Annotated in this window: 24 protein-coding genes; 21 read left to right on the top strand and 3 right to left on the bottom strand. The window is 52.0% G+C overall.

From position 1 onward, the window contains the following. Window positions 1-58 precede the first annotated feature (58 nt). The 13 genes from ACJJIO_RS03460 (at window position 59) to ACJJIO_RS03400 (ending at window position 10987) form a co-directional block, all read left to right on the top strand. Window positions 59-970 (top strand): DMT family transporter, encoded by a 912-nt coding sequence (locus ACJJIO_RS03460; RefSeq protein ID WP_444884194.1) that lies wholly within the window; start codon window positions 59-61, stop codon window positions 968-970. Window positions 971-979: 9 nt separating this feature from the next. Then, entirely contained in the window at window positions 980-1600 is a 621-nt protein-coding gene (locus tag ACJJIO_RS03455) for a LysE family translocator (protein WP_444884195.1), read from the top strand. Between the two features lie 33 nt (window positions 1601-1633). Further along, a complete protein-coding gene (locus ACJJIO_RS03450) occupies window positions 1634-2083 on the top strand; it encodes a hypothetical protein (RefSeq protein WP_444884196.1) in 450 nt (149 codons plus the stop codon). A gap of 37 nt (window positions 2084-2120) precedes the next feature. Further along, window positions 2121-2516 carry a MerR family transcriptional regulator gene (locus tag ACJJIO_RS03445; RefSeq protein ID WP_444884197.1) on the top strand — a complete coding sequence of 132 codons (396 nt, stop codon included), beginning with the start codon at window positions 2121-2123 and terminating at the stop codon, window positions 2514-2516. A gap of 100 nt (window positions 2517-2616) precedes the next feature. Beyond that, a protein-coding gene (gene prfB / locus ACJJIO_RS03440) for a peptide chain release factor 2 (RefSeq protein ID WP_157533496.1) occupies window positions 2617-3712 on the top strand; the annotation gives its coding sequence in 2 pieces (ribosomal slippage) (window positions 2617-2688 and window positions 2690-3712; 1095 coding nt in all). Between the two features lie 84 nt (window positions 3713-3796). Continuing rightward, on the top strand, window positions 3797-5281 hold the full coding sequence (lysS, locus tag ACJJIO_RS03435) for a lysine--tRNA ligase (protein ID WP_444910162.1): 1485 nt from the start codon (window positions 3797-3799) through the stop codon (window positions 5279-5281). A 169-nt stretch (window positions 5282-5450) separates the two neighbouring features. After that, window positions 5451-6317: a hypothetical protein gene (locus tag ACJJIO_RS03430; RefSeq protein WP_444910161.1), complete on the top strand. Its 867-nt coding sequence runs from the start codon at window positions 5451-5453 to the stop codon at window positions 6315-6317. A 289-nt stretch (window positions 6318-6606) separates the two neighbouring features. Beyond that, the gene (locus ACJJIO_RS03425) at window positions 6607-6882 is read left to right on the top strand and encodes a hypothetical protein (protein ID WP_444910160.1); all 276 of its coding nucleotides are present in this window, start codon (window positions 6607-6609) and stop codon (window positions 6880-6882) included. Window positions 6883-7859: 977 nt separating this feature from the next. Further along, window positions 7860-8384, top strand: coding sequence for a P-loop NTPase family protein (locus tag ACJJIO_RS03420; protein WP_444910159.1), 525 nt, complete (start codon window positions 7860-7862; stop codon window positions 8382-8384). A gap of 377 nt (window positions 8385-8761) precedes the next feature. Further along, the gene (locus ACJJIO_RS03415) at window positions 8762-9133 is read left to right on the top strand and encodes a VOC family protein (RefSeq protein ID WP_444910158.1); all 372 of its coding nucleotides are present in this window, start codon (window positions 8762-8764) and stop codon (window positions 9131-9133) included. A 171-nt stretch (window positions 9134-9304) separates the two neighbouring features. Continuing rightward, the gene (locus tag ACJJIO_RS03410) at window positions 9305-9643 is read left to right on the top strand and encodes a hypothetical protein (protein ID WP_444910157.1); all 339 of its coding nucleotides are present in this window, start codon (window positions 9305-9307) and stop codon (window positions 9641-9643) included. Window positions 9644-9827: 184 nt separating this feature from the next. Next, window positions 9828-10571 carry a sporulation protein gene (locus ACJJIO_RS03405; protein ID WP_444910156.1) on the top strand — a complete coding sequence of 248 codons (744 nt, stop codon included), beginning with the start codon at window positions 9828-9830 and terminating at the stop codon, window positions 10569-10571. Window positions 10572-10717: 146 nt separating this feature from the next. Then, window positions 10718-10987, top strand: coding sequence for a VOC family protein (locus ACJJIO_RS03400; protein WP_444910155.1), 270 nt, complete (start codon window positions 10718-10720; stop codon window positions 10985-10987). A gap of 106 nt (window positions 10988-11093) precedes the next feature. On the opposite strand, the gene ACJJIO_RS03395 is transcribed toward ACJJIO_RS03400, so the two are convergent. From ACJJIO_RS03395 to ACJJIO_RS03385, 3 genes are all read right to left on the bottom strand, one after another. Next, on the bottom strand, window positions 11094-12146 hold the full coding sequence (locus ACJJIO_RS03395; protein ID WP_444910154.1) for an NAD(P)H-dependent flavin oxidoreductase: 1053 nt from the start codon (window positions 12144-12146) through the stop codon (window positions 11094-11096). Window positions 12147-12383: 237 nt separating this feature from the next. Beyond that, entirely contained in the window at window positions 12384-13121 is a 738-nt protein-coding gene (locus tag ACJJIO_RS03390) for a TIGR04219 family outer membrane beta-barrel protein (protein WP_444910153.1), read from the bottom strand. Window positions 13122-13331: 210 nt separating this feature from the next. Beyond that, window positions 13332-14204 carry a LysR family transcriptional regulator gene (locus tag ACJJIO_RS03385; protein WP_444910152.1) on the bottom strand — a complete coding sequence of 291 codons (873 nt, stop codon included), beginning with the start codon at window positions 14202-14204 and terminating at the stop codon, window positions 13332-13334. Between the two features lie 154 nt (window positions 14205-14358). Between ACJJIO_RS03385 and leuC the strand changes: the two genes are divergently transcribed. From leuC to ACJJIO_RS03345, 8 genes are all read left to right on the top strand, one after another. After that, window positions 14359-15807 carry a 3-isopropylmalate dehydratase large subunit gene (gene leuC, locus ACJJIO_RS03380; protein WP_444885613.1) on the top strand — a complete coding sequence of 483 codons (1449 nt, stop codon included), beginning with the start codon at window positions 14359-14361 and terminating at the stop codon, window positions 15805-15807. Beyond that, window positions 15807-16454 (top strand): 3-isopropylmalate dehydratase small subunit, encoded by a 648-nt coding sequence (gene leuD / locus ACJJIO_RS03375; protein ID WP_444888436.1) that lies wholly within the window; start codon window positions 15807-15809, stop codon window positions 16452-16454. Before leuC ends, leuD begins: the two co-directional genes overlap by 1 nt. A 30-nt stretch (window positions 16455-16484) precedes the next feature. Continuing rightward, complete coding sequence (gene leuB / locus ACJJIO_RS03370) at window positions 16485-17543, top strand: 3-isopropylmalate dehydrogenase (RefSeq protein ID WP_444910969.1); 1059 nt, start codon at window positions 16485-16487, stop codon at window positions 17541-17543. Window positions 17544-17630: 87 nt separating this feature from the next. Then, window positions 17631-18746: an aspartate-semialdehyde dehydrogenase gene (gene asd / locus ACJJIO_RS03365; RefSeq protein WP_444888437.1), complete on the top strand. Its 1116-nt coding sequence runs from the start codon at window positions 17631-17633 to the stop codon at window positions 18744-18746. Between the two features lie 190 nt (window positions 18747-18936). Further along, window positions 18937-19932 carry an Asd/ArgC dimerization domain-containing protein gene (locus ACJJIO_RS03360; RefSeq protein WP_444910151.1) on the top strand — a complete coding sequence of 332 codons (996 nt, stop codon included), beginning with the start codon at window positions 18937-18939 and terminating at the stop codon, window positions 19930-19932. Window positions 19933-20129: 197 nt separating this feature from the next. After that, window positions 20130-23567 (top strand): motility hub landmark protein FimV, encoded by a 3438-nt coding sequence (locus ACJJIO_RS03355; protein WP_444910150.1) that lies wholly within the window; start codon window positions 20130-20132, stop codon window positions 23565-23567. Window positions 23568-23730: 163 nt separating this feature from the next. Continuing rightward, window positions 23731-24624, top strand: a complete 894-nt coding sequence (gene truA / locus ACJJIO_RS03350) for a tRNA pseudouridine(38-40) synthase TruA (RefSeq protein WP_444910149.1) — start codon at window positions 23731-23733, stop codon at window positions 24622-24624. Between the two features lie 138 nt (window positions 24625-24762). Beyond that, window positions 24763-25374 (top strand): phosphoribosylanthranilate isomerase, encoded by a 612-nt coding sequence (locus ACJJIO_RS03345; protein WP_444890880.1) that lies wholly within the window; start codon window positions 24763-24765, stop codon window positions 25372-25374. Window positions 25375-25557: the final 183 nt, after the last annotated feature.

The raw sequence follows: 25557 nt of genomic DNA, 5'->3' as shown, positions 1-25557 counted from the left end.
GTGAATTGCTTGGAGCTTGTTCACAACAGTAATAAAAAGTGGTTGGAAGTAAAAAGTAGTGAAACGTAAACAAGTCCAGGCCGAAGTCCTGCTGTTATTAGCCGCTCTTTTCTGGGGCGTCGCCTTTGTGCCACAAAAGATCGCCATGGCAGATATTGAGCCGTTGGCGTTCAATGCCTGGCGCTTTATCCTCGGCGGCCTTATTTTAGTGCCCATCGTTTATTGGCTATCTTCGCGCAGAGATGCCCAACCTGGCGAGGCGAACGGACATACCGTTAGCCACCGCTGGAGAGCCTGTTTACCCGGCGGTGCTCTACTCGGTTTTTGGTTGTTCCTAGGTGCGGCGCTGCAACAGATCAGCCTGCTCTACACCACTGCTGGCCGCGCTGGTTTTATCACCGGGTTTTACCTCCTGTTGGTGCCGGTTATCGGTTTGTCCCTCGGGCATAAAACCAATCGCTGGACTTGGGGCGGTATTGGTCTGGCTTTATTTGGCCTCTACTGGCTGGCGGACTTCAGTGAAGAATCTCAGTTAGTTGGCGACCTGATGGTGTTTGCCAGTGCTTTTGTCTTCGCCATCCAGGTGCTCTCTGCGGATCGCTTGGTGAAACGCTACGATGCACTGCGTCTGGCCTGTATTCAGTTTCTGGTCTGTGGTCTGTTGTCGGCCCTGGCATCCCTCTTCACCGAGCAGGCAACGATACAGTCCGCTGTGGATGCGGCCTGGCCGATCGCCTACATGATGATTTTCTCCACTGCGCTGGCATTTACTTTCCAGTTGTTGGCTCAGCGCCATGCGGCACCATCCCACGCCACGGTGATTATGAGCCTGGAGGCGGTGTTTGCTCTAGCGGCAGGCTGGTTATTCCTTAATGAGATGCTTAACACCACAGAATTGATTGGCTGTGGCCTGATGCTGGCTGGGATGCTGGTAAGCCATTATGGGAACCACAGTGGTACCCATCACTAGGAAAATACAATGGAATTGTCTGTACTCGCGCTTTTTGTCCCCGCCAGCTTTTTTGCCTCGGTAACCCCGGGACTGTGCATGATGCTGGCCCTAAGCCTTGGTATTACGGTGGGGGTGCGCCACACCCTGTGGATGATGGTTGGCGAGCTGGTAGGAGTAGCGCTAGTGGCCTTGGCTACGGTGCTCGGTGCGGCGGTGGTAATGGTGCAGTATCCCACTGTATTTCAGCTATTTAAATACTGCGGCGGTGCCTACCTCGCCTGGATGGGCATACAGATGTGGCGTTCCCGGGGGCAGCTGGCTTCTCTTGATGCGGCACAGGGGCGCGCCCGGCCCTCCGCAAAAGCGCTGATGGTTCAGGGGTTTATTACTGCGGTTGCAAATCCTAAGGGGTGGGCCTTCTTTATTGCTCTGTTGCCGCCCTTTATCAACCAAAGCAAGCCCTTGGCACCGCAGCTTTCTATGTTGATCGCCACCATACTGTTGCTGGAAACCTTGTGTTTGCTGATTTACGCTGGGGGTGGTCAGGCCCTCAGTCGCCTGCTGGAACGCGCTGAAAATGTACGTTTAATTAACCGTATTTCCGGTACTTTGATGTTACTGGTGGGAGCCTGGCTGGCGCTGTCTTAAGCTGGGTGGCCATTGCTTTATGGAGGAAGTGTGATGGTGAAAATAAAATTGTCTGCTTTGCTGGTGCTGACTTTACTGGCTATGGCGGCCTGCGGTGGAGCCAAGGAGGAAAAGGCTATGGAAAATCAGGTAGAGAATACCCCGGGCTCCAGTCAGCCAGAGGTGACGTCCAACCCTCCCGCAACTAGGTCGGGTGAACTGGTTTGGGTCTATCGCAAGAGTGGCCGCAAGCAGTGCGAGGGCGGTGGCATGACTTTACAGCAGAGTCAGGCCAAGTTACGGGAAAATGGTTTGATGGTGCAGGAATCCCGCTGCGGTGTGCGCACAGATCGAATGTTTCCGGCTGTCTGTGGTGCGCCCACAGGGGATATATTGTTGCACTTGATCAGTATGGACGCTCTGGATGCCGCCCTGGAGCTGGGTTACGACCCTGCCGAAAAGATGCAGTATCAATTTTCCCAGTGCCGGGATAACAGCGCTTAAGGGTAAACTCTAGTGGTCAATAGGTTGGGAGTTGGCAGTGAATATTTCTCAGGCGGCACAGCATTCGGGGCTCAGTAGTAAGGCCCTGCGCCACTATGAATCGATCGGTTTGGTGACTCCCGCGCGCAAGGCCAATGGCTACCGCCATTACACCGAGGACAATCTGGAGACCTTGCGCTTTATCCAGCGCGCTCGCGCCTGCGGCTTCTCCATAGAGGAGGTACGCACTCTGTTGGGGCTTAAGGGTAATCCCGAGCGACACAGCCGTGAAACCAAGCAGTTGGTGCACGAAAAACTCTCCATGCTAGAAACCCAGTTGCGCGATATGTTGGCAATGCGTGAAACCCTACATTCGTTTATCGACAGTTGTGCCGGTGATGACTCACCGGACTGCGCGATTTTGCAGAAGTTATCCGGTCAGTTCTGCAAATAGGGATTTTGCGCAATTTACAGCGGCTGGCTGACTGGAAGGACCCCCGCGCGCTGCGGTAGAATGCGCGCCGCTTTTTATTTTGTCCGGACACCGAAAGTTCATGGAAATCAATCCCCTCCTCAATCAATTAAAAGACCTCGAAGAGCGCACTGACGTTCTTAGGGGGTATCTTTGACTACGCCAGCAAGAAAGAACGTCTCACCGAAGTAGAGCTGGAGCTGGCTGAGCCAAGCGTTTGGGACGACCCCAACCGCGCACAGGAACTGGGGCGCGAGCGCTCTTCCCTGGAAACGGTGGTTAATACCATCGAAAACCTCGACTCCGGCATTGCCGATTGCCGCGAACTGTTGGAAATGGCAGTCGAGGAAAATGATGAGGACTCCGTAGGGGAGGTCTCCACTGAGATCGAAGGTCTCCAGCAGCAGCTGGGGATTCTGGAATTCCGCCGTATGTTCTCCGGAGAGAATGACGAGAACAATGCCTACCTGGATATTCAGGCTGGCTCCGGCGGTACCGAGGCCCAGGACTGGGCGGAAATGATCCTGCGTATGTACCTGCGCTGGGGTGAAGCCCACGGCTTCAAGACCACCCTGGAAGAGGTCTCCGCGGGGGAAGTGGCCGGTATCAAAAGTGCCACTGTGCATTTCGCCGGCGACCACGCGTTCGGATGGCTGCGCACAGAAACCGGTGTACATCGCCTGGTGCGCAAATCGCCGTTTGATTCCGGCAACCGCCGTCACACTTCTTTCAGCTCGGTATTTGTGTCACCGGAAATCGATGACAATATCGAGATTGAAATCGACAAATCCCAGGTGCGTGAAGACACCTATCGCGCGTCCGGCGCCGGTGGTCAGCACGTGAACAAAACCGATTCTGCGGTGCGTTTGACCCACACAGAATCCGGTATCGTCGTGCAGTGCCAGAGCGAGCGCTCCCAGCACCAGAACCGCGATAAAGCCTGGAAAATGCTGCGCGCAAAAATGTACGAGCAGGAAATGCTCAAGCGCAACGCAGAGAAGCAGGCCATGGAAGACAGCAAGGCCGACATCGGTTGGGGCAGCCAGATCCGCTCCTACGTGTTGGACGACCAGCGTATCAAGGACCTGCGCACCAGTGTCCAGACCAGCAACTGCCAGGCAGTACTGGATGGAGACCTGGACCAGTTTATCGAAGCCAGCCTCAAAGCCGGCCTCTGATTTAAAGACTCCACTCTCACCGCGCCCCTCGTCTCTCACTAATGGGACGAGGGGTAATATCACTCACAAAACTGATAGATCACCATGACTGATATCCAGCAAGACGAAAACAAACTGATCGCCGAGCGCCGCACCAAGCTTTCCGCTCTACGCGAGAAGGGCAATGCTTTCCCCAACAGTTTTCGCCGCGAGAACCTCGCTGCCGACCTGCAAACTGAGTTCGGCGATAAACAGAAAGAGGAGCTGGAAGAACTGGGTAAACGGGCGTGCGTAGCGGGGCGAATCCTGGCTAAACGCGGACCCTTTATGGTGATCCAGGATGTATCTGATCGCATCCAGCTCTATGCCGATAAAGCGGCACAAAAAGATATTAAAGAGCGCTTCGGTGCCTGGGATATCGGCGATATCGTCGGCGTAAAAGGCACACTGCACAAATCCGGCAAGGGCGATCTCTACGTCAACTGTGAAGAGTACAGCCTGCTAACCAAAGCGCTGCGCCCGCTGCCGGAAAAATTCCACGGCATCGCCGACCAGGAAATGCGTTATCGCCAGCGCTACGTGGACCTGATCGCCACGCCGGAAGCCCGCGAAGTGTTCCGAGTGCGCTCTAAAGTGATTGAGTACATCCGCGACTTCCTCAACGCCCAGCAGTTTATGGAAGTGGAAACACCCATGCTGCAAGTTATTCCCGGTGGTGCCAGCGCGCGTCCGTTCGTTACCCACCACAATGCGCTGGATATCGATATGTACCTGCGTATTGCCCCGGAGCTGTACCTGAAGCGTCTGGTTGTGGGTGGTTTTGAGCGGGTTTACGAGATCAACCGCAACTTCCGCAACGAGGGTCTGTCCACGCGCCACAACCCCGAATTCACCATGCTTGAGTTTTACCAGGCGTACGCGGACTACAATGACCTGATGGATCTCACCGAGAAGATGCTGCGCGGTATCTGTGAAGATGTACTGGGCTCCACCACTGTGGAATACCAGGACAGCAGCTACGACTTCTCCAAGCCGTTCGCGCGGTTGTCTGTGTTCGACTCCATCCTGCACTACAACCCGGAACTGACTGCGGCTGATATCGACAATATCGAATCCGCCCGCGCGGTAGCCGAGAAGCTGGAAATCCCGCTGAAAGATAGCTGGGGCCTGGGTAAGGTACAGATCGAGATCTTCGAGAAGACTGTAGAGCACCGTCTCGACCAGCCGACCTTTATCACTGAGTACCCAACCGAAGTGTCTCCGTTGGCTCGTCGCAACGATGACAATCCGTTTGTCACCGACCGCTTTGAATTCTTCGTTGGCGGCCGCGAGATTGCCAATGGTTTCTCCGAGTTGAACGACGCGGAAGATCAGGCTGAACGCTTCAAAGCCCAGGTTGCGGAGAAAGATGCCGGTGACGACGAAGCCATGCACTACGACGCCGACTATATCCGCGCGCTGGAATACGGCCTGCCGCCCACCGCTGGTGAGGGCATCGGTATCGACCGTCTGGTAATGCTGTTTACCAACTCTCCATCGATCCGCGACGTACTGCTGTTCCCGCATATGCGCCCTGAAGTGAACGACTAAGCGAGCAAAAACGTAAACCCTGCGCACTATCCCAAGTGCCTACAGCCACCGCGCCATTTCCGGCGCGGTGCTTTCCCTTCGGTCAATTCCCCGCCTGGCTATCGCTATCTATTCTTAATGGATGCTTATTGAGATTGAACCTCGGTAAAACCATTAAATGGAGATGCTCTTGTCAGTAATAAGGGCGGTGGCAATTATTTCTGGGTTAATAGCGCTTTTTTTTTCGTATGCAATTTCAGCCCAATATGCGCCTCAGAGCCGCCCCCCTGCGACAACCGTAGATGACTGGCGCTTTGCGGCCACCCCCTACATTTTTCTGCCACTTCGCACCAAAGGAAAGGCCACAGTGGCGGATACCACTGTGGATGTAGATCTGAACTTAAGAAAAACCCTAGAGCTCCTGAATGCGGCTTTTTCTGTACGTCTGGAAGCTTGGAGAGGACGCTTTGGCCTGGTTTCGGACCTCTATTATGTACACCTCAATTTAAATGAGGGCACAACGATTGCGCCACCCCGAAACCCCCAGTTGGATATAGATGTTGATATCGATGTGAATGTGGATGTTCATCAGGCGTGGGTGGCTGCATTTGGCGCTTACCGGGTACTGCAAGGCCATTTTGGCGAAAGCGAGCGGCGCTATTTTTGGGATATAGGCGTGGGTGTACGTTGGAATCGCCTGAGGCAGGAAGTGAAAGCCCGCGTGGGTATTGATATCGGCAGAATGCCAGAAATCCAAAATCGTTTGGGCGGCCGCAAAAGTTGGTGGGAGCCGACTATTGGTACCCGTATGGGTTTTGCTGTGAATGACTGCCTGACCCTGGGGGCGCGTACCGAAATCGGCGGTTTTGGAGCTGGCGGTGATGATTTGCAGTGGAATCTATTGGCAGGATTAGACTGGCGCGCCTGGAAAACCGCCTCATTGCGCCTGGGCTACCAATATTACAGTATTAATTATTCCGATCGACTTTCTGATGGTCGCTTTGCCTATGATATTACCCAGCATGGACCCTATCTGGCGGTGACTTGGCGCTGGTAAATAGAATAGTTTTTTGTTTCTGCGCTGAGCTTGGTTTCCCTTTATAAATACCTCTTATTAGTGATTAATATCTGTTAAATAATTTTCCGTGATTAATTTTTTAAAGTGGGCGGTGATGAAGGGGGGATATAACAAATGATTCTATTTGGTTCGGAATCTAACCCGCTTTTACACATACCTCCACCTAACTGGTATGGAGGTGTCTTATGGCATGAAGAAAGCACTAAGCGACACAACTCCGATGGCGGCTGATTAAGGTGTTATGCTTTTCTAAGTCAGTAGGTAATCTGTGAAAGAAGAGTTTAATGAAGTGATTTTCGAAGGGCTTCGGAAGGCCAAGGCTAGAGAATTAAATATCTATACTTTTGCCTTGTATCATTATCATGAGTCTCAAGTAGTTACTGTGTGCATTGATAAGATTGAGTCATCTTCTAGGTCTGTTAGGTCAAGCAATGAGTTCATAAAGCAGCAATTTACAAAGGCGATTGATGAAGGGGACCTACAATCAGTCATGTCTTGGATTTCAAACGCTGACAAGAGTTTTTCGTTGGGTAATTTTCATTAGAAGTTATGAAACAGCTTCTAGTGTTTTTAGTGCGCTTATAGTGTGTTCCGAAAAGGTAAGTTTAGTTTTTCAGAAAGTGTTTGCGGGAGGATTTACTGCACTTGCCCTAAAATTAGTGTTTAGCGAGAGGGCATAATAGGTAAAGGTACTCGACATCAAAATTTTTGTTTCATTCAGGTTTTGACGTAGGTGCTTTAGGATTAAAGCTGTAGAAATCTATTAATGGATAGTTTTCTTTGGTAAATTGGGGATTCTATATCTTCTACATGCCTAACTTGAAACTAAAACTTTTATTGAAGTCAAGCTTTCATAGTTACGATCAACTTCGAAGGGTAGATTACAATCTTAAGTCTTTGATTTTACGTTTCACCTGTTTGATAGGTGTGGTACGAGCTTTGAATACTCAAATTTGATCCAGTGAGATGATCTGAGCTTTTTACTTGGATTGTAGAAGGAAGATAACTGATTGGTTAAGGGTTTTGTTGAGTAGTTTTTTATAAGCTCTATATAAGCTATGAAATCACTAGCGCTGCTTGTATCGATTGTTTTTCTTTCAGTTTATGGGTAGGCATCTCCAATGCTTAGAGGCGAGGTGACCAATGAGCAGTCCAGTGAAGTCACTACGTACCTTAATAAAGGTACGATTGTTTAGTTAAGGGTCTTCCTCTTCGAGCACTGCCGGATAAATTGCGATACTAGAGTGTTCTGCCGAGGTTGTGACACGTAACCATTAGCTCCCTTCCATCTTATGGGTTTTATATATTTGAATTTTTTGTCAAGTAAGCGGTTGACATTGAGTGATGCTTAAATCAAGATGAGTAAATGAATACAATTTCAACGCAACCAACTGCTCGAATTATTCTTATCATTCCATAAGAATGGTGGGATTGTTGATGTGTTACTAATTTATCAAACCCGCCAAAGAGGCGGGTTTTTCGTTTCTGCCTCTGGGGGTTGCACTAGATGAAGGAACTGGAATGAAAAAAATAGCAATCTTTGGTAAGCCAGCTAATGGGAAATCTACTTTAGGTAAAAAGCTAGCGTCAGTAACCGGTATAAAATTGTATGCTTTGGATTCCATTTTATATCAGCAGAGTGGTCAAGAGGTAGATCTTCATAGCTATGAAGATACTCACGTGAATATTCTCGCTTCAGAAGAGTGGATTATTGAAGGCTTTGGGCCAATAAGCTCACTGGATTCTTTTTATAGGCGCTTAAGCGAAGCCGATACGCTTATCTATATAGATTTACCTTACTTTGTTACCTATTGGTTAGTGACGAAGCGGCTCTTTACAGGATTGTTTAAGAAACCAGAAGGCTGGCCTAATGGGAGTTCCATTTTAAAGGGAACGCTTGAGAGCTACAAAATATTAAGGTTCTGTCCAAAATTTTGGAATGATAGATTTTTACAAGGGTTGAAAAAACTATCGGAAAATAAAAAGTTGTATGTTATTCGATCGATTTCTGAGTTGAATAGCTTCGTTGAGAAAAATGTGCAATAAATCACATTTAGTAATGTGGTACAAAAATATCTATATCCGGATTCTCTGAAAGTATCAAAAATTTTTTCCTTCAGTAGGCTTCTGGTTGAGTTTGAAGCGACATCTGTGGGTAGGCCTGAGGTTGTCAGTGAGAGTATTCATTTATCAGTTTTCGAATTTTAAAGTGATGAAACCTATAAAATTAATGAAAACGATTGCTTGGATTTTCTGAATCTTAACTTATGTTTTATAAATGTTGATTTAACGAGCCCTTTTTTATGTGATTTCTATATAATTCCAGATAGAGTATACATTGTATTTATAGTACGCTTAATACAGAATTGTCTGCCACATGTTTATTTCGGATGTTTTGAAATCACAACTAAAGGTGTGTATTCATGATAAAGATCAGGAAGCCCAATTTACAGCTAATTTATGTTTCGGATATACAGCACTCCACTGAATTCTATCAGAATTTATTTAATTTTGAACCCTACTTTGTAAGCCCTAGATATGTAGTTTTTAAGGTTGATGGGGTTGCGGATTTTGCTATTTGGTCAGGTGGCGAGTCTCCAGAGCATGAGTCACCAAGATTTGCAGAGATTGGTATTAATCTTGAGACTGATAACGAAGTGAAAGAGCTTTATAAAGAGTGGAAGGCTGATGCTGGGATAAATATATATAAAGACTTATATACAGATGTCTTTGGTGAGACCTTCTTGGTTAAGGATCCTGATGGTCATGTTATCCGTGTATCTTCTGCGGACTAAATGCTACTGTTTGTGGGGTTAATGTGAACTCAATACACTGTCCATATATGTGAAAGATTTACCTGCGCTTTTATTGTCCGTAGTGATTTTTTCGAATGTATATTGGGGTTTATTGTGGTGGGCTAAGAGCCAATCAATATGCTGCTTTCAAATACATAGGTGGAGAAGTTTATGCTTCAAGCATTAATATCGGCAGGTGTGGTTTTTATCTTGTTAAAGTTCCTTGAGCGGGGTAAAAATCGAGGGTTGGATGGGTTTGCATCTATAGCTTTTGTTCTTGTGCCAGCACTACTGATCTTATTGGCCAATATTGGAGCTGGAATAATTGGAGTTGACAAGCGTTTTTTGATTCCGCTAGCGCTTTTGTATTTTATCGTGCCCTTATTTATGTTGCGTCTGCAGTTTGATTTATCTTGGGGGCGGTCATTTTTATATGGCTTTTTCGTTTTCTTGGTTGTGATAGTTGTTGATAGTTTATTTTATCTGATGATCGGTTTTATTCGTAGATGATAGTTTTTCATTGGTTTCTATTCTTATTTGAAAGGTTATTTATTTAAGTGAATATGCAGAGTAATCCTTATTAGGATAAGGAAGACTTTTTCTGCCGCTGTGCTCCACCTGTGTGATCCTGCTTGTTTTATCGTAGGTACTGTGTTTAGTATTGGTTGATGAGTTTTAATTGTTGGTAGAAATTATGTTGCAGAAGTTAAAGGCCTCTCTGGGAATTGGTGCGGCTAAGGTTGATACGGTACTGGAAAGCGCGAGTGTATTTCAGGGAGGGCTAATCACGGGGAATGTCCATGTTCAGGGGGGTGATACTGAACAGGCGATTGAAGCTATTAACTTAAAGCTTTGTACCGAAGTGAAAGTTGAAAATGACAATGGTACTAGCTATGTCAACATGATTTTGAGCGCTGTAAGAATTATGGAGCCATTTACCATTGGTGCCGGTGAGGGTAGAGAGATTCCCTTTGAATTCAAACTAAACGATGAGACACCCATCACTGCATTGGTGGCGAGAAAGAATCAGTGTCGGGTTTGGTTGGAAACGGCATTGGATATTGATTTTGCCATTGATCCTAAGGATCGAGATTATCTGGAAATAAAGCCCTTGCCGGTGGTGCAGTCTATTATTGCAATGATTGAGGGCGAAGGCTTTGATTTGGTGAAGACAGATGTTGAAAAGGGCTATTTGAATGGCGGCGCTTTTTCTTCTAAATCTGGGTGCTACCAAGAAATTGAATTTAAGGGTGGTGGCTTCTTCGGGGCGAAGGAAATAGAGCTTTCATTTATTTTGGATGGTGAAATGGTGCATTGCCTGGCCGAGATTGACCGTAGATTTGGCGGGAGCGGTGATGAATATCGGTCTTTCTGCCTCGGTATCAATGCCAGTGATAATGAGGTTCAAACTGCGGTTGGGGCAATTCTCTCCCGCTGACCTCGATTGTTATGTAACTTTCGGGTGATAGCCTCAGATGACCAACAATAAACCAAATGTTGCCGGGTAATAGCCCGGCTATATTTTGATTCGCTGCTCCTAAAAACAATATCTTACGTCAATTACCCTAAACAGGAGTGATTGTAGTGATTTCACATATTTCACTTGGTGCCAATAACCTGGAGCAGGCTCGCAGTTTTTATGGTCGGTTAATTAGCTTACTTGGGGGTAAGGAAATTTATGCGTCTGGTAGAGTGGTCTTTTGGGAATTTCTCAACGCCTCTACGAAACTCGCGCTCACTGTGCCGCTCAATAATGAGTCTGCCAACTTTGGTGATGGCACTATGGTTGCTCTTAAAGCCGAAAATAAAAAGGAGGTTGATCGTATTTTATGGCTCTTAGCTTGGGTGCTGTGAGCGAAGGTGAACTTGGCCATAGAGACCCTGGAGTCTTTTGAGGGGCTTATTTCCACGATCTGGATGGAAATAAGATAGCGATCTTTTCCCGCTGATGCCCTTCAGCTTATTTTGTGGCTTCCAGTTCGGCCACCAGGGTAGTAATCAGCTCTGCTGCGGGTAGTGCCCGGCATAGAGGGGCTCCCTGGCCGGCCCATTGCACGGCAAAGCTATCACTGTCTGCTGTACTTGAAGCGTTGGCGAGCGCTTTGCCAGCACTGTAGCAGATTGGGTAGTCAGGTCTTGTCGGGGCGTTGTGGTTTAGATCAGTGTAAAAGCGGTTGGAGATACCGCGAGCAGGGCGCCCAGAGATATTCGCAGTAACAGCAGTGTTATGGGCGTGCTCACTTTTAAGTGCTTTTCGGTAGTTTTCGTCAGCGGCGGACTCTGGGCAAAGTATAAATGCGGTTCCCATTTGCACAGCACTGGCGCCCAGGGAAAGAGCCGCATGTATTCCGGCTCCATCCATAATGCCTCCTGCAGCAATAATAGGCAGGTTGCTTTGGCAGCAAAGCAGGCGAACCAAAGCGAGTGTACCTATTTCCCGGTCTTCCTCAGGTACAAACACCCCTCTATGGCCACCGGCTTCTATACCTTGAGCAATTAAGGCATCCATTCCCGCTTCTTCTGCGGATATTGCTTCCTCTGGGGTTGTAACGGTGGCAATCAGGATGATACCAGCATTTTTTAAAGCATTGATTGTGGCTTGATCGGGTAATCCGAAATGAAAGCTTACCACGGCGGGCTTTTCCTGCAGGAGCATCTCAAGCATCTCGCGGTTGCCAAGAAAGCTTGGGTAGGGCTCGTGTAATGTTTGTGGAGGTGTTGTCTCTAATTCTGAGAAATACGGAGCCAGGAAATTGAGCCAGGTGTCCTCGCGTTGGGCATCTGCAACTGCAGGTTGATGACAAAAGACGTTGACGTTGAAAGGGTGCTGAGTAAGTGCACGGGTTTGTTGGATTTTTTCGGCGGCTTTTTGCGGGGAGTAGGGGCCGAGCCCGATGGCGCCGAGTCCGCCCGCATTGGAGACGGCCGCAGCCAATTCAGGGGTAGATACACCGGCCATTGGTGCTTGAAGAATGGGGTGGGAAATTCCTAGTGTTTGCAGAAAAGGTTGCACTGCCCGCTCGCCTCGCTGTTCATGCTCAAAGGAAACTCTGGAGAGTTTACTGTGTTTCTGCGGCCCTCAGGAATACCTAGCGGGATATTAAGCGGTGATGTTGAGAGAGGTTCGTGCTTCGCATTGCGGTATCTCAAGGGGCGAAATGATGAACCCACCTTAGGGGAATTCCGGCGCGCTAGCTATAGCGTGCCGGAAGTAATTTGCGAATCGATGTGAATGATTCAGGGCTTGGGCTTACAGGTGCAGGTTGAGACCAATATAGGCCCCTTTGATTTCAATATCGCTTTGCAGATCATCCAGCTCATCCAGATTTAAGGTCATTACGCGGTAGCCGGCTTCAATCGCCAGGTCCACAGCAGGTACGAAATCCCAGCGAACTTTTGCAGTGAAATCTGTGAGAGTATCGCCGCGATAAGCTGTGCCATTGCCCTGAGCAATAATGGACCAGCCGCTAAATGGCAAGTCAAACCGGGCCATTCCGTAAGCCATTGGCAGGTAGCCAGTTAGCTGGATATTTTCGGCGCGGTCTTCACTAATGGCGGTAAACTCACCTTCATACTTACGCGCGGTAATTCCCAAGTCCAGATTTACCCAGTTATCCAGAATTTCGTAGTAGAAGGTGGCGTCGGTATGGGTGAGGTCGAGATCGGTGTTGATGGTTGCGCCGATCTGGAAGGTTTCATCGTCGAAAGTCACAGTGCTTTGCAGTTCAGCGCTGCCATCGGTATCAATATTGCTGTGTGCAAGCATGATATTGGGTACTAAGGGGATCGGGTGCTCCAGTGCGGCCTGGATAAAGGTGATGTGGTCCTCGCTGAGGGAAAGCTCATCTACATTGAAATCATCTTTACCAATATCCCCGTTGTAATTTGGCAGCCAGGCACCGATGCTGGCATCAAAACCGAGAACTGTATCCGCGTTGGCGGTAGCGCTGCCGAGAAGGGCGCACAGTGCAATAGCAGATTTCTTCATGAGCTTCTCTCCGTGGTAAATTTGTCGCGGAGTGTACAGGGTTATTTTTTTTCTGTTGCTGTAAGTTGCACATTTTTACAAATTTGTCGGCCAATAGAGCGAACTGACGTTTATAAGATGTTTCTGTTTCCTTGAAAAAGTGTGAAGTCATGTCAGAAAAGTGGCATGAATTTAGAAAGAATCTCAATCAACCAATTGCCAAATAGAAATTCACGGGTTTGCTTCAAAAAGCATCTGCTGCAGTGCGTTGGCAGCATTGCTGAGCGTGCGGTCACGATGGCTGATCACGCCGAGGTTGCGCAGGACCTGCAATTTTTTTACCGGTAATACCGCCAAACTCTCATCCACCAAGGTTTGGGGTAAAACACTCCAGCCCAGTCCGACACAGGCCATCATTTTGATCGTCTCCAAAAAGTTGGTGGCGAGCTTGGCGGTGAGCTTTAAGCCCAGGGCGTCGAACTCCCGCTTGATCAGCCGCCCGGTATAGGTGTTGAGATCCGGCAAGATCGCGGGGTAGTTGGCTAGGTCAGCCAGTTCCAGCTCAGGGATTCTGGTGAGTGGGTGGCCGGGTGCAGCCACTACCACACAAGGGTCTGGCCAGATAACTTGTGCGTTTAGGTGGGGGTAATCCTTGAGGGCCAGGGTAACTACGGCCAGTTCGTACTTGGCGGCCATTAGGGCTTCGTAGGCCTGTTCAGAATCTACAAAGTCGATATCCAGGGCAACCTGTGGGTAGCGATTGCTGAATTCCTTCAGCACTGGCGGCAGATGGTGCAGGCCCACATGGTGGCTGGTGGCGATACGCAGGCTGCCGCTGACATTATTGCCAAGGGCGCGCAACTCCTGCTCGGTATCGCTGATTTCGTTGAGGATATGGCGAGCGCGGGGCAGTAGGGCGCGCCCGGCATCGGTTAGTTGCAGGCGCCGGCCGATGCGGTCAAACAGCGGGGCCTGCAACTGCTGCTCCAGGGCTGCGAGGCGCTTACTAGCCGCGGGCTGGGTCAGGTGCAGCTGTTCTGCAGCCCCGGATACCGAGCCCTGCTCGGCAATTGCCAGAAATGCCCTCAACCACTGAATTTCCAATGGGTATACCTCCTAATAAGGGAACTCTGGCCACGGAAGCGCCTCAGAGTAAAGTTCAAATTCCATAAAGGAATAGATTGAATAATAAATATAAATTGGTGTTATTTTCCAGGCCTAGTTAGACTCGGGGTCACAATTATTGAGAGGAACGGCTGTGGCAGGGCAAACACTCTACGACAAACTCTGGCAGGACCACCTGATCAAGACCCGTGACGATGGCTCCGCACTGATATATATCGACCGTCATCTGATTCATGAGGTGACTTCCCCCCAGGCCTTTGAAGGGCTGCGTCTGGCTGGCCGCAAACCCTGGCGCAGGGACTCCCTGGTCGCTACTCCTGATCACAATGTGCCATCCGAAAGCGCTGAACGCGCCGCCGGTGTCAGTGGTATCCGCGATGATATCTCCCGTATTCAGGTGCAGACCCTGGATGAGAACTGCCGGGATTTCGATGTGGTGCAGTTCGGTATCAACGAGCCGGGGCAGGGTATTGTGCATGTGATTGGCCCGGAAACCGGCGCCACTCTACCGGGGATGACGGTAGTATGCGGTGATTCCCACACCTCTACTCATGGTGCTCTGGGGGCTTTGGCCCACGGTATTGGCACCTCAGAGGTGGAGCATGTAATGGCCACTCAGTGCCTGATCCAGCGCAAGATGAAGAATATGCTGGTGCGTGTGGATGGGACTCTGCTTCCCGGTGTTACTGCCAAAGATGTGGTACTGGCGATTATCGGCAAGATCGGTACTGCTGGTGGTACCGGCTATGCCATCGAGTTCGGTGGCGAAGTCATCCGCAAGATGTCCATGGAAGGTCGCATGACCGTGTGCAATATGGCCATCGAAGCCGGTGCCCGCGCGGGCATGGTGGCGGTAGACCAGATCACCCTCGATTACGTGAAAGGCAAGCCCTACGCGCCAAAAGGCGAACAGTGGAATCGGGCAGTTGAGGCCTGGCGTCATCTGCATTCCGATGACGATGCGGATTTTGATCAGGTTGTAGTACTACAAGGTGAGGAAATTGAGCCCCAGGTGAGCTGGGGGACTTCGCCGGAAATGGTTGTGCCCATCAGCGCCAGTGTGCCGGACCCCGCCGCCGAAACTGATGCCACCAAGAGTACCGGCATGCTGAGAGCTTTAGAGTATATGGGTCTGAGTGCCGGGCAGAAGATCAGTGATATTCGCCTCGACCGTGTCTTTATCGGCTCCTGTACCAATTCCCGTATTGAAGACCTGCGCGCAGCAGCCGCTGTAGCCAAGGGCCGCAGCAAGGCCGACAGTGTTAAGCAGGTATTGATTGTACCGGGCTCCCAGGCGGTCAAGGCCCAGGCGGAGCGCGAGGGGCTGCACGAAATTTTTGTCGAAGCCGGTTTCGAGTGGCGCGAGCCCTCCTGTTCTATGTGTCTGGCAATGAATGCGGACAAATTAGGAGCTGGAGAGCACTGCGCTTCCACTTCCAACCGCAACTTTGAAGGGCGCCAGGGTTACGGCGGTCGCACGCATCTGGTTAGCCCAGCGATGGCAGCTGCGGCGGCGATTGCCGGACACTTTGTTGATGTGCGTGAGATGGCACCAGTGCAAGCGCAAGAGGAGATGGCCTGATGAGAGCATTTACCCAGCACCAGGGCCTCGTAGTGCCCATGGATCGCGCCAATGTGGATACGGATCTGATTATTCCCAAGCAATTTCTGAAGTCTATCAAGCGCACTGGCTTCGGCCCCAATCTGTTTGATGAATTGCGCTATCTGGATGAGGGTTTTCCCGGCCAGGACTGCTCGAACCGCCCGATCAACCCGGATTTTCCTCTGAACTTCCCCCGTTATGAGGGTGGCTCGGTGCTGCTGGCGCGGGAAAATTTTGGCTGCGGCTCCAGCCGTGAGCACGCCCCCTGGGCGCTGGAAGACCACGGTTTTCGTGCAATCATTGCACCCAGTTTTGCCGATATTTTCTTTAACAACTGCTTTAAAAATGGGTTGCTGCCAATCGTTTTGCCAGAAGAAGTCGTGCACCGCCTGTTCGAGGAAACTCACGCACAGGAAGGTTACACGCTTACGGTCGATCTTGAGCAGCAGCATATACATAAGCCCTGTGGTGAGGCGATTGCCTTTGAGGTAGATGCCTTCCACAAGCACTGCCTGATCAATGGCCTCGATCATATCGGCCTGACCCTGGAGCACGCTGATGATATCCGCTCTTATGAGTCGGCCCGACGTGAAAAAGCCCCGTGGCTTTTCGATGCGGTTCAATAATTAAAGGAAACTCCTGTGACAAAGAAAGTGATGATCTTGCCGGGTGACGGCATTGGCCCGGAAATTGTTGAACAGGCCATGGCAGTGCTGGAGGTCGTATCCGGTAAATACCATTTGGGCCTTAGTTTTGAGCAGGGTCTGATTGGTGGTGCCTCCATCGATGCGCATGGCGAGCCCCTAACCGACGAAACGCTCAAGGCTGCAGGCGAATGTGATGCGGTATTGCTCGGCGCTGTCGGTGGGCCCCAGTGGGATACCCTGGCGCGTGAAATTCGTCCGGAAAAGGGGTTGCTGAAAATTCGCAGCGGGCTCGGTCTCTATGCCAATCTGCGCCCGGCCATTCTCTATCCGCAACTGGCCGACGCCTCTTCGCTCAAGCCCGAAGTGGTGGCTGGGCTGGATATTCTGATTGTGCGCGAACTCACCGGTGGAATTTATTTTGGTGAACCCCGCGGAATTCGCACCCTGGAAAATGGTGAGCGCCAGGGTTACAACACCTACGTGTACAGCGAATCGGAAATCGAGCGTATCGCGCGCTCCGCATTTGAAGCGGCGCAAAAGCGCAATGGCAAGCTTTGCTCCGTCGATAAAGCGAATGTACTGGAAGTCACCGTGCTCTGGCGCGAAGTGCTGGACCGCCTGGCGCCGGAGTACCCGGATGTGGAGCTGACGCATATGTACGTTGACAATGCCGCGATGCAGTTGGTGCGTGCTCCCAAGCAGTTCGATGTCATGGTAACCGGCAATATGTTCGGTGATATCCTCTCCGATGCCGCTGCCATGCTCACCGGTTCTATCGGGATGCTGCCTTCTGCCTCCCTGAACGAAAATGGTTTTGGTCTGTATGAACCCTGTCATGGCTCCGCCCCGGATATTGCCGGGCAGGGCATTGCCAACCCCCTGGCCACTATCCTGTCTGCGGCGATGATGTTGCGTTACTCCCTGAATATGGGGGAGGCGGCGGATGCCATTGAGGCTGCGGTAAGTGAGGTACTGGAACAGGGGCTGCGTACCGCTGATATTTACACAGAAGGTTGCCGTAAAGTTTCCACAGCGGAGATGGGTGCCGCTGTTGTCGCCGCGCTGTAAGCACGCGGCGTCACACATTTACCTTTTTTACTATCGCGCCGCTTTCTCGGTGGCGCACGCTGATCACATCACTAACAGGACAAAGCAATGCAGAAAATAGGTTTTATCGGCTGGCGTGGAATGGTCGGCTCGGTATTACTGGAACGCATGAGCGCCGAGGACGACTTTGCGCATATCGCTGAACCGATTTTCTTCTCCACCTCTAATGCTGGCGGCAAGGCGCCGGATATTGGCCGCGATCTGCCGCCACTTGGAGATGCCTACGATATTGATGCGCTGGCAGGGCTGGATGCCATTGTCAGTTGCCAGGGCGGTGATTACACCAAAGAGGTTTTCCCTCGCCTGCGCGAGGCCGGCTGGCAGGGCTATTGGATCGATGCGGCATCCAGCTTGCGTATGCAGGAAGACGCGGTAATCGTACTGGACCCGGTCAACCGCGATGTGATCGACCGCGCAATTGCTGTCGGGCAGAAGAATTTTATCGGCGGCAACTGCACTGTCAGTCTGATGCTGATGGCTCTGGGCGGACTGTTCAAGGCCGGTCTGGTGGAGTGGGTGAGTGCCATGACCTACCAGGCCGCCAGCGGTGCCGGCGCCAAGAATATGCGTGAGCTGATTACACAGATGGGTGCGATCCGCGACGGCGTGGCAGCAGAGCTGGAAAACCCTGCCAGCGCCATTTTGGATATCGATCGCAAGGTGGTTGCGGACATGCGTTCGGCAGATTTCCCCACTGCGCAATTTGGCGCGCCTCTGGCCGGCAGCCTGTTGCCCTGGATTGATACTCAGTTGGAGAATGGCCAGAGCCGTGAGGAGTGGAAGGCCCAGGTGGAAGCCAACAAGATTCTGCAAACCCAGAGCCCAATTCCAGTAGATGGCACCTGTGTGCGTATCGGCGCGATGCGCTGCCATAGCCAGGCCTTTACCGTGAAGCTGAAAAAGGATTTGCCGCTGGTAGAAATCGAGCAGTTGCTGGACAGTGCTAACGATTGGGTCAATGTAGTACCCAATGAGCGTGAAGCCACTTTGCAACAGCTGACGCCTACGGCGGTTACCGGCAAGCTGGATATTCCGGTGGGGCGCCTGCGCAAGTTAAGCATGGGCCCAGAGTACCTGAATGCCTTTACTGTGGGCGATCAATTACTCTGGGGGGCGGCAGAACCGCTGCGCCGTATATTGCTGATTTTGCTGGGTAAGCTGTAACTGGTACAGTTTGGTATAAGTTATCTGGAGGCGCTTATTGCAGCACTTGTTAATAGAGGACATTTTGCCAAGCTGTGAACCCCATCAAGTAAAAAGCCGCTACTGGTTGTCATAGCGGCTTTTTCGATTTTTCCCCACGGGTATAATCGCCCCCTCATTTTTCCTTTCCAACTCAACGAAGTGAATAGCCATGTCCGAAGCCGCCCGCGAATTGGTCATCGTCGGTGTTGATAACGCCGCCTTTGCCCCTCTGCTTGAAATCCTGGAGGAGCGGGAAATTATTACCGCCGAGCAGCTGTGTTTGCTGGAGAGCGAGGAGCGCGAAGTGGACCCGCAGGTGTTCGCCAATCGCAGTATCTCTGTACAAGCCCTGGAAAAATTCGCTTTTGCCGAGGGGCAGGTGGTGATTTTGCTGGACTCCAGCGATGCCATTAACGCGGCGATGACCAGCGCTGAAAACAGTGGCGCCTGGGTGGTGGATGCGGCCAACAATACCCGCGGCGATGAGAGCGTTGCCCTGATCCATCCGGCATTCAATGCAGCGGAACTGGCTAACGCAGAGCGCCGTCTGGTGGCATTGCCCAGCGCCGGTGCGGCCATGGTAGCCGAAGCGCTATTTCCACTGGCAGAACAATTGCAGGGTGTACAGGTGCAACTCAATCAGCCTGTTTCCGCACTGGGTAAAGCCGCCATCGATGCCACAGCGGCGCAGACAGCGCGTATGTTCAGTGGTCAGGAAGCGGAAGTCGACTCGGCCATTGGGCACCGCCTCGCGTTTAATCAGCTCAGTGCCAGTGAAGCCCTGCTCGCCAGTGGCCACACGCTCGGCGAACTGACGTTGATACACGATTTGCGCCGTTTGCTCGGCGATAACGTCGCGGTGGATGCCAGCATTAACACCGTTTCTGTGTTTCACGGACAACTGGCCAATTTGGGTATCGTTTTACGCGAAGACGTGGACCTGGAAAAAATACGCGCATTGTTAGCCAATGGTGTGCGCCTTCAGTTGGCAGAGCAACCCTCGGCGGAAAACGCTGTGGGCAGTGACGTGACAATCATCGGTCGCCTGCGCCAAAGCCTTTTGGGCAAGCGTCAGATAAATCTTTGTGCGGTGTCGGATAATCTGCGCAAAGACGTTGCAATGAACTGTGCACAAATTGCTCACTTGTTGCTAAAAAACTACTGATACTTAATACTTAGCCGCCATAGTGAAGGTGTTATCTTAACTTTGGTCCGGCTGCAAATGGCGAAATAATCGCCAAGGTTGGTGGCCGCTTGCACGGCGGTCAAATAGTCGAACGATTACTGTTCAGTAATGGGGATTTTCTGAAGGCGCGCTTTTCAGATGCCCTGGGAAGATTCTAACAATAAAGGGAATCGGATATGCGTGTGCGTAAGTTGGCACTTGCAGTTGGTCTAGTCGGTGCACTGGGAAGCAATGCGGCTCTGGCGCTCGGACTGGGGGAGATCAAACTCAACTCCACCCTTAATCAGCCACTCGATGCGGAAATTGGCCTGCTGCAAACCCGCGGCCTGGACGATGCTGAGATCAAAGTGCGCCTCGCGGGGCCGGATGAATTTGACCGCGCAGGTGTGGAACGCTCTTACCTACTCACTTCACTGCGTTTTGATGTGGATTACTCCGGTGGCAAGCCGGTGGTCCGTATTACCAGCCGCGAACCAATCCGCGAGCCTTTCCTGAATTTCCTGGTGGAAACCCGCTGGCCCAGTGGCCGCTTACTGCGTGAATACACCCTATTAATGGACCTGCCGGCGTTTTCACCAAACAGCGCCCAACAGCCGGTGCGCGCCGCTGAGCGCGAGCGCCAGCAGGTACGCCGCGACACCCAAGTGCAGAGGCCCGCGCCGCGCCCGGTACAGCCTGCCCAGCAACCGGTTGCCCAGCCTGAAGTGGAGCAGCCTGCAGAAACGCCGGCGGCGCAACAGCCCGAGCCTGTGCGCCGTCAGCCGCAGCGCGCTGCCACAGATAGCAGCGACAGCAGCCAAGTTTACGGTCCGGTTTCCTCTGCCGATACCCTGTGGGAGATCGCCCTGGAAAATCGTGTGAGTCGTGATTTTTCCGTTCAGCAAACTATGTTGGCGATTCAGCGCCTGAACCCGGAAGCTTTTATCAACGGCAATATTAACCTGTTGAAAAAAGGTGCTGTGCTGCGTCTGCCAAACAGTGATGATCTGCGCAGCCTGAGCCTCACCGAGGCAATCTCAGAGGTCGCCCAACAGAATGATTCCTGGCGCCAACGCAGCAGTGTGGAGGAAGTCGCCACGGGTGCGCCGCTGGATGCGCGCCCGGTGGAGGAAGAACGCATTGTCAGCAATGAGGTTGAGGGGCGTGTCAGCCTGACTGCGCCCGGCGACAATGAGTCTGTAATTTCGGGTTCCGGAAGCGGTGCAGAAGACAGCGAGGCGCTGGAAGGCAATCTGACCGTGGCCGAGGAAGAGCTGGATAAATCGCAGCTGGAAAATACCGAGCTGCGCGAGCGTATCGCAGAACTCGATGAGCAGATCGATACCATGGAGGCCTTGGTAGAGGTTTCCAATGAGGAGATGCTTGCGGTGCAAGCCGCAGCCGAATTGTCTGATCCGCTCCTTGATACCAGTGATATTGACAGTACTGAGCTGGCAGATAATACGCTGGAAAGTGACGAGACGCAGCTGGATGAGTCCCTCGCCGCTGAGTCTCTGGATGACGCAACAGAACAGAATGATACGCAAGTCGCTGAAACTGAACCGCAGTCGCGCAATCGCGTAGTGTCTGTTCAGACCCAGCCCGAGCCCAGCCTGATGGAGAAGCTTGGCGACAATGCGCAATTGATTGGCATCGGTGCCGCGGGTTTGCTGGTGGGCCTGTTTGGCTTCTTTACTTGGCGTCGTCGCCAGGCTGAGCAGGAAGCAGAGCAGCAACTGGAGCAGCAGTTGGCCGCAGAGGAATCTCTGCAGGTGATGCCGGAAGAGACCGCTGAAGCTGATGAGACATTGGCTGCCGTAGAAAGCATGGAAGCCGATAACGCTTTTGACCTCGGTGATCTGGGTGATGTGGGCACCGATGACCCCATCTCCGAGGCCGAGATTCACCTGTCCCTTGGGCAGTACGAAGAGGCAGAAAGTAAATTGCTGCTGGGCCTGGAAAAAGATCCCCAGGTGGTAGATGCACGCCTGATGCTGATGGAAGTTTACGCCCACAATCAGGACGTTGAGAAGTTCGACGATCACTACATCCAATTGCTAGCTATCAGCGATGGCCCTGCGGCCGACCGCGCCGCGCGCCTGCGTGAAACTATTGCAGATGCTCCAGACTTTGAAGCCCCGGCGATGGATTTTTCCAGCGAGTCTCTGGAAGCGGCGCAACTGGATGATATCGGTGCTGCACTGGATCAGGATTTCTCCGCAGCAGAACCGGCTCAGTCCTCTATAGACGATTTTAATGGCGACAATTCACTGCTTGACGACCTCACCTTGGATCTCTCCTTGGACGGTGAGAAGCTGGATAGTGAGAAAGCAGATGGCGAATTAGCCTCTGAAGAACTGTCTCTCGATTTGGAGGATAGTTTTACAGAACCTGCGCTGGAGGCGGGTGAATCCCTCGATCTGGACAATGAGTTCAACCTTGATGACTTGGATCTCGATGGTGCTTTTGACAGCGAGCAGGATGGTTCCCAGCTGGCGTCCAACAATAATGAAGAACTAAACCTCGACGACCTCGATCTTGGTGAGTTGGATCTCGGCGATCTGAATACAGGTGAAACTTCGGAATTGGCATTGCAAGACTCGCCAGTAGAGGAAGTTGCCGCCGAGAATGCGTCAGACTTGGCGCCAATTGATTTCGATACCTCAGAATTAGATCTTGATTCCCTGGCGCTGGATAGCGCTGAGAGCCATGAGGTGGGTGCCGACGAGCTGGTAGCGGAGCCTGAAGAGCCTGAAGAGGCTGCAGTGGCGGCTGACAAGGCGAAGTCCGGTGGTTCCATTGGTGGTCTGGACTTCGAGTTGGATCTCTCCATGATGGAAGAGGCCGCGCAAGAGCCGCAAGCCGATGAGGCCCTGGCAATTGAGGAGAGCCTTGAGACCCAGGAGCTGGACTCTCTGGAGGCTGATCTCGATATTACGTCCAGCGCGGGTAGCGAAGATGAGCTCTCACTGGAGACTTTCTCCGAGAGTGACCTGGATATGATTGGTTCAGAGCTCGATGGGGAACTGGACCTCGATAGTATTAATCTCGATGATATTGCCGGGGACCTTGCCTCTACTGAGTCTCTGCAGAGTGAAGATGGCGCCGCTGTAGCGGATACGACTGTGCCCAATAGCCTGCCCCAGGAAGAGGATCTCGATTTTGATATGGCCTCTCTGGAAGCGACTGGAGAGGAGCTGTCTCTCGATGAGGCTTCAGTGGAAGAAGAGTTTTCTCTCGAGGAGGAGCTGGCCCTGATTGACGAGTCCACCGATGGGGATCTGTCTTCCGGTCTGGACCTCGAAAGTGACTTGGGGTTGGAGGCTATGGCAGACCAAGCGCAGGGACTCCCTGAGCAAGAGTCCCAGCAGCAAGCGGATGAGGCTGTTGCCACTCAGCAGCAGGAGACCGAGTCTGAATTTGCCGGCTTGGATTTCAATTTGGAGAATGATCTCAACTCCGAACTGAGCCTACTCGAAGGCGGCGATGAGATGGGCACCAAGCTGGAGTTGGCCCAGGCCTATATGGATATGGGTGACAAAGAGGGCGCCAAGGATATTCTCAAAGAAGTGGCCCAAGATGGCGGCGGCGAGCATAAGAGTCGCGCTGAGGAGTTGTTGGAGCGCATGGTTTAAGCGCTTCGCAACTCCGTCTGAAAAAACCTCGCACTGGATGCGAGGTTTTTTTATTTTGTCAGAGAATTCCCGGTTTCCCCCGGTTTGTATCCAGATAGTTGGATTTTGCTTTTTTACGCTCTCCTCGACTTTGAGGTGGCATCAATAGAGTAATTTTGCCGTTATGACGCAGGCAATTGAACGCGAATATATTTACAAGGCCAATGGCGAAGTTCCCCCTGGTGAGCAACTGCCCGAGGGGTTGCGTCGTATTGCGCTGGGAGTTGAGTACTGCGGTGCGCGGTTACACGGTTTTCAAAAGCAGAAGTCAGCGGCGGAAACTGTGCAGGCCCACCTGGAGCGTGCCCTGTCAAATATAGCGGCAGAGCCGGTCACCCTGGTCTGTGCTGGGCGCACTGATGCCGGCGTGCATGCCACCAATCAGGTGATTCATTTCGATACCCATGCCCAGCGCCCGGAGCGCGCCTGGGTTCAAGGGGTGAATACCAAGTTACCGGATTCTGTGCGTGTGCGCTGGGCTCGTGAGATGCCGGCGCAATTTCATGCGCGTTTTTCCGCCCATGCGCGGACTTATCGCTATCTGATTCACAGCGCCCCGACCCGCTCGGCGCACAGCTCGTCAGAGGTGACCTGGACCCAGCATCCACTGGATCTGGATGCCATGCGCGAGGGGGCGAAGCACTTGATTGGCCGCCAGGATTTCACCAGTTTCCGCGCTTCCCAGTGTCAGGCTAAAAGCCCTGTGCGGGAAATTACCCGCTTGGATATTGCCCGTGTTGGCCAGCTGATCGTGCTGGAAGTGAGCGCCAATGCGTTCTTGCATCATATGGTGCGCAATATTACCGGTGTGCTGATGGCGGTGGGCCGGGGTGAGCGCAGCTCGAGTTGGGTGGGAGAAGTGCTGGAGAAGCGCGACCGCTCCGCGGGTGGAGTTACCGCGCCGCCATTTGGTTTGTATCTGGTAGATGTGCAATACCCGAAGGAGTTTCAGTTGCCTAGCTGTGATCCGGGTCCTCTGCTGGTGCCTCTGCCTCTCGGCTCACTTGCACAGCCTTAACAGCTAGCTTTTGCTTCCCATGCAGCCGTGAGGCTGCTACGCCACTTGAATAGCACGCGTTTCGCCCCCGGTGTCAATCTGCTAGTATCCAGCGTTCCCTCATTTTTGTTGGCCGCTCGGCTGGCTCCAGGTTAAGCGATGCAAGTGAAAATTTGCGGCATCACCCGTGTAGAAGATGCCCTGATGGCGATTGATGCCGGTGCGGATGCACTGGGATTGGTTTTCTACAAGGCGAGTCCCCGCTATATCGATCCGCAGGTTGCGGCAGTGATTGCCGAGGCGGTTCCTCCCTTTGTTACCCTGACCGGCCTGTTTGTGGATGCTGCCCAGAGTGAAGTGGACCAGACTTTGGGGTTGGTTCCTCTTAATTTATTGCAATTTCACGGTGAGGAAGCTGCCCGTTACTGCGAACAGTTTCGCCGGCCCTATATCAAGGCCCTGCGTATGAAGGAGGGCTTGGATGTTGTCGCAGCAATGCAGGAGCACCCCAAAGCGCGCGGGTTTTTACTGGATGCCTATCGCCCTGGTGTTCCCGGTGGTACCGGTGAGACTTTTGACTGGGATAGGGTTCCTCAGGAAAGCGGCCGGTCCATAGTACTTGCCGGTGGACTGACAGCGGATAATGTTGCTGCAGCAATATCGGCAGCGCGGCCTCTGGGCGTGGATGTCAGCGGCGGCGTAGAGCAGGCGCCGGGTATCAAGGATCGGCAAAAAGTGAGTGCTTTTATTCGTGCAGCTAAGAACAACTAGCTGGCTAGACAGAATATTTTAGCGCCACAAGAATGTGTCGCTGCCGGCATTGCCGGCGCGAGCCAGTAAATACCAGCAGATCCACGCATCTGCGCCAGTATTTTCTGGCGATGCTTGAATGGTTCAGGAGGAACTATCGCTACATAGGATGAAAGCGGCACAGGGAAGTGCCGCCGCCGGCAG

Source organism: Microbulbifer mixtoriginis (SeqCode) (genome assembly GCF_052467235.1).
Note: the sequence above shows the minus strand (reverse complement) of the source record. Positions and strands in the feature narration are given on the sequence as shown.